Below are 5596 nucleotides of genomic sequence, written 5' to 3'. Positions count from 1 at the left end.
CAGCATATCACCAACCTGCTGTGGGCCATGGCAAAACTGGTAGACAACAGTCAGGAGCAGGCGGCAGAGCTCAACGCAGCCGTGGCTGCGCTGTTGTCCTACGTGAATGCACAGAAAACCAACTTTAAACCACAGGAAATCGCCAACCTGCTGTGGGCCACGGCGAAGCTGGGTGAGCTCGTTGAGCTGCCCCTGTTTACCTCCACGTTCAAATCACTTGTCTACCGAATCAGTGACACCCCCCGGCTCTCTCAACAAGATATATTGATGTCGCTCTGGGGAGTAATGGTATGCTGTGCCCGGTTGTCTCTGGCCTCCAATGCCAATGAAAATAACGGACTTGAAAAGCACATGGATAACCTGTTTACTCGTCTGGAAAATACCTCCACTGACAATGAAGAGGATCAATCCATCATTGCCATGGCCGCCAGTTGGCTTGGGAGACCGTGCCCGTTCGTCCCCCATTACCAGACCACCAGGTCAAGACCTCAAACCGACTTCTGCAATCAACTCCAGTCATGCATTCCCTCTTTGAAGATTGAAGAAGAAAAGAGCCTGAACTCATTGCCTCCCGTTGACCTGCTACTGCCAGATCACAACATTGTGATTGAAGTTCAGGGACTGTCCCATTACGTGCGCGGTGATTTAAAAACCAGGAAAGGTTCGACTCTGCTTAAAATCGCACTTCTGCAAAAAGCAGGATTTGAGGTCGTTGAAATCCCGGCTAATACACTTTGTAACCGTTATTTAATGCAACTATGTATTAATAAAATAAAGATCAGGATAGAGCATTTCAGAAAAATGAACTTCTGCACAGAATAGCAGTCTGCTTTTTATATTTTCATGAATTGATGAAATATAAACATGCATAGAAGCTCAGCTGGAATCAGTGGTTTATACGCAAGACCAGATAATAATGCCAACCAACCGGATACCCGTGACGCTTTTTCAAGGCGCGTGCAATATAGACAGGGCACAGTCGGACAGTGGGATAATCCCCCGCGCACTACCCCGGGGCATAATGAATTTTACCATTTCTCTGGCGCATACCCTGCTCAAAATCTACTGTGCCGTTCAGTGATCCCTGCTCAGGATTTTAATGCCCTTATCAAACAGGAAATAATGGCAGGTCTGGTGAGTAAATCGAATCGTTACACTCCGTTCTATGATGGGAAACCACACAGTCAATATGCCAACTCAATTAAAAAATACACGTCAGCTGTTAAAAGACCGTTAAATCGAGTGGAACAAAGCCAGCTGATACATTTGCTGCAAAATTTCACAATAACACGGAGTTGGAATTGGCGAAGCCTGACAACAACACTTCATTCATTGACTTCAGCGGGTGTTTTTACCCCTCATAATCCCATGGAGGAACGTGTCCAGCTCACTCAAACTGCGTTATTGTGCGCTCTACTTGATGGAATAATATTGAAGTGCATCGAAAAACCTGAAGCCCGGGATATTGATGCCCAGGGAATCGCCAACCTGCTGTGGGCCATGGCAAAACTGGCGGACAGCGGGCTGGAGCGGACACCAGGGTTTAAAGAGACTGTGACCGCGCTGTTGTCCCATGTGCACGCACAGAAAGACCAATTTATTCCGCAGCATATTGCCAATTTGCTGTGGGCCATGTCGAAACTGGCGAACCATCGGCAGGCGTGGACACAGGGGCTCAACGAGGCCGTGGCTACGCTATTGCCCCACGTGAACGCACAGAAAACTCACTTTAAAGCACAGGAAATCGCCAACCTGCTGTGGGCCATGGCGAAGCTGGTGGACAACGGGCAAGAGCAGACACCGGGTTTCAAAGAGGCCCTGGCCGCGCTTTTGCCCCGTGTGAACATACAGAAAAGCCAATTTATTCCTCAGCATATCGCCAACCTGCTTTGGGCCATGGCGAAACTGGCAGACAACGAGAAGGAGCGGATACCAGGGATCAACGAGGCTGTGGCCGCACTGTTGTCCTATGTACAGGCAAAGAAAGATCAATTTATCCCTCAGGGTATCGCCAACCTGCTGTGGGCCATGGCGAAACTGGTGGACAACGGGCAGGAGCGGACACCAGAACTCAACGAGGCTGTGGCCGTGCTATTGCCCCGCGTGAACGCACGCAAAGCTAACTTTATACCACAGGAAATCACCAGCCTGCTGTGGGCCATGGCCAAACTGGTGGACAATGGGCAAAAGTGGACACCAGAACTCAAAGAGGCCGTGGCCGCACTGCTGCCCCAAGTGAAAGTACAGAAAGTTAACTTTCAACCTCAGGAAATCACCAACCTGCTGTGGGCCATGGCGAAACTGGTGAATAGCAAGCAGGAGTGGATACCCGGGCTCAACGAGGCCGTGGCCACGCTGTTGCCCCTGGTGAACGAACAGAAAGACCAATTTAATGCCCAGGGTATCACCAATCTGCTGTGGGCCATGGCGAAACTGGTGGACAACGGCCAAGAGCAGACACCAGAACTCAACGAGACCGTGGCCGTGCTGTTGCTCCAAGTGATCGCACAGAAAGTTAACTTTAAATCACAGGGTATCGCCAACCTGCTGTGGGCCATGGCGAAACTGGTGGACAAAGGGCAGGAGCGGACACCAGAACTCAACAAGGCCGTGGCGGCGTCGTTACCCCACGTTAATGCACAGAAAGCTCACTTTAGACCACAGGAAATCGCCAACCTGCTGTGGGCCATGGCGAAACTGGTGAACAGCGGGCAGGAGCGAACACCAGAGCTCAAAGAAGCAGTGACCGCGCTGTTGCGCCACATGAACGCACATAAAGCCAACTTTAAACCTCAGGAAATCACCAACCTGCTGTGGGCCATGGCGAAACTGGTTGACAGCGGGCTGGAGCGAACACCGGAGCTCAAAGATGCTGTGGCCGCGCTGTTGCCCCACGTGAATGCACTGAAAGACCAATTTATTCCCCAGCATATCGTCAACCTGCTGTGGGCCATGGCAAAACTGGTAGACAACAGGTACGAGCAGACACCGGAGTTCAACGAAGCGGTGGCTTCTCTGTTGACCTGCGTGAACCCACAGAAAGACCAATTTAATGCCCAGGGTATTGCTAACCTGCTGTGGGCCATGGCGAAACTGGTGGACAACGGGCACGAGCAGACACCAGGGCTCATCGAGGCTGTGGCCGCGTTGTTGCTCCACGTTAACGCACAGAAAGACCAATTTAATGCCCAGGGTATTGCTAACCTGCTGTGGGCCATGGCGAAACTGGTGGACAACGGGCACGAGCAGACACCAGAGTTCAACGAAGCGGTGGCTGCGCTGTTGAACTGCGTGATCGTACAAAAAGCTAACTTTAAACCACAGGAAATCGCCAACCTGCTGTGGGCCACGGCCAAACTGGGTGAACTCGTTGAGCTGAACGTGGTTACCTCTACGTTCGAATCGCTTGTCTATCGAATCAGTAAGAACCCTCAGTTTTCTCAGGAAGAGATATCAATGTCCCTCTGGGGAGTCATGGTATGCTGTGCCAGGTTATCTCTGGATTCCAATGCTAATAAAAGTAGCGTGTTTGAAAAACACATGAATGACCTGTTCATTCGTCTGGAAAATACATCGCCAGACAATGAAGAGGAACAATCCATCATCACCATGGCTGCAAGTTGGCTTGGCAGAGCCTGTCCGGTCGTTCGCCATTACCACACAAACATTTCAAAAAACCAAGCCGACTTCCGTGATCAACTCCAATCCTCTATTCCATCTTTAAAGATTGAAGAAGAAAAGAGTCTTAACTCATTACCTCCGGTTGACCTGCTACTGCCAGATCACAACATGGTGATTGAAGTGCAGGGCCCCTCTCATTACGTGGGTGGTGATTTCAACACCAGAAATGGTTCTACTCTGCTGAAAATCGCACTGCTGCAAAAAGCAGGATTTGAGGTCATTGAAATCCCGGCTAACCAGCTTGTAAACAAAGATTTAATGAAACCATATATTGATCAAATAAAGATCAGGGTAAGCATCCCGCCACAGGGTCATAGTTCTGTTTCACTTAAAAGAGGGTGGGCAGGTGCTGCATACGTGACTGGTGAAGAAGATTTAGCAGAGCAAACCAACCCAGCAAAGAGGAAGAAAACAAACAGCCAGTAATCGCCTCACTCCCATCATGACTCAAGTAAACTTTCCCGCAAAATGAACTTCTGAGCAGAACAGCAGTCTGCTTTTTATATTTTCATGAATTAATGAAATATAATTATGGATAGAAGTTCTGCCGGTATCAGTGATAAATACGCAAGACCAGGTAATGATTACAACCAACCGGATGACTCTGCTGTTTCAAGGCGTGGACGGTATAGACATTGTACAGTCAGACATCAAGATAATCCCCCCCACTCTACCCCGTGGCATAATGAATTTTACCATTCTTCAGCCCCATGCTCTTCTCAATATCTAGTACGCCGTTCTGTCAACCCGACTCAAGATTTTAATGCCCTCATCAAACCAGAAATAATGGATGATCTGGTGAGTAAATCGGATCGTTTCGGTCATCGCTATGATGGGAAAAAACATGCGCAATATGCCAGTTCAATTAAAAAATACACGTCAGCTGCTAAAAGACCGTTAAATCGAGCGGAACAAAGCCAGCTGGTACGATTGTTGCCAAATTTTACCGCAACACGGAGCTGGAATTGGCGAAGCCTGACGACAACACTGCACTCATTTACTTCAGCGGGTGTTTTTACCCTTCATAAACCCGTGGATGAGCGAGTTAAACTTACTCAGGCTAACTTATTGTCAACGCTATTTGATGCAATAATATTTAACTGCAACCAAAAACCTGAAGCCAGGGATATTGATGCCCAGGGAATCGCCAACCTGTTTTGGGCCATGGCGAAACTGGTGGACAACGGGCAGGAGCGGACAGCAGAGCTCAAAGAGGCCGTGGCCGTGTTGTTGCCCCATGTGAATGCACAGAAAAAACAATTTATTCCTCAGGGAATCGCCAACCTGCTATGGGCCATGGCGAAACTGGTGGACAACGGGCAGGAGCGGACGCCAGAGTTCAACGAGGCCGTGGCTTCGCTGTTGTCCCATGTGAACGCACAGAAAGACCAATTTGATACCCAGAATATTGCCAACCTGCTGTGGGCCATGGCAAAACTGGTAGACAACAGGTACGAGCAGACACCAGGTCTTAACGAGGCCGTGGCCGTGCTGTTGCCCCAAGTGAACCCACAGAAAGCTAACTTTAAACCACAGGGTATCGCCAACCTGCTGTGGGCCATAGCGAAACTGGTGGACAACGGGCAGGAACGGACACCAGGGCTCAACGAGGCCGTGGCCGCCCTGTTGCCCCACGTGAACGCACAGAAAGACCAATTTATTCCTCAGGCTATCGCCAACCTGCTGTGGGCCATGGCAAAAATGGTGGACAACGGTCAGGAGCAGACACCAGAACTCAAAGATGCTGTGGCTGCGCTGTTGCCCCACGTAAACACACAAAAAGCTTGCTTTAAACCACAGGAAATCGCCAACCTGCTATGGGCCATGGCGAAACTGGTGGACATCGGACAGGAGCGGACACCAGATCTTAACGAGGCCGTGGCCGTGCTGTTGCCCCACGTGAACGCACAGAAAG

Annotated in this window: 3 protein-coding genes; all 3 read left to right on the top strand. The window is 49.9% G+C overall.

What is annotated here, in order from left to right; translation table 11 throughout:
* The coding region (locus CX664_RS02595) for an RAP domain-containing protein (RefSeq protein ID WP_145999771.1) at nucleotides 1–822 on the top strand (822 nt) is incomplete at its 5' end.
* Between the two features lie 42 nt (nucleotides 823–864).
* Complete coding sequence (locus CX664_RS02590; protein WP_101745221.1) at nucleotides 865–4107, top strand: RAP domain-containing protein; 3243 nt, start codon at nucleotides 865–867, stop codon at nucleotides 4105–4107.
* Nucleotides 4108–4212: 105 nt separating this feature from the next.
* The coding region (locus tag CX664_RS02585) for a DUF1601 domain-containing protein (protein ID WP_145999770.1) at nucleotides 4213–5596 on the top strand (1384 nt) is incomplete at its 3' end.

Source organism: Endozoicomonas acroporae (assembly GCF_002864045.1).
Classification (GTDB): Bacteria; Pseudomonadota; Gammaproteobacteria; order Pseudomonadales; family Endozoicomonadaceae; genus Endozoicomonas; species Endozoicomonas acroporae.
The sequence above is the reverse complement of the archived record's forward strand: the minus strand, read 5'-3'. Positions and strand labels throughout refer to the sequence as shown.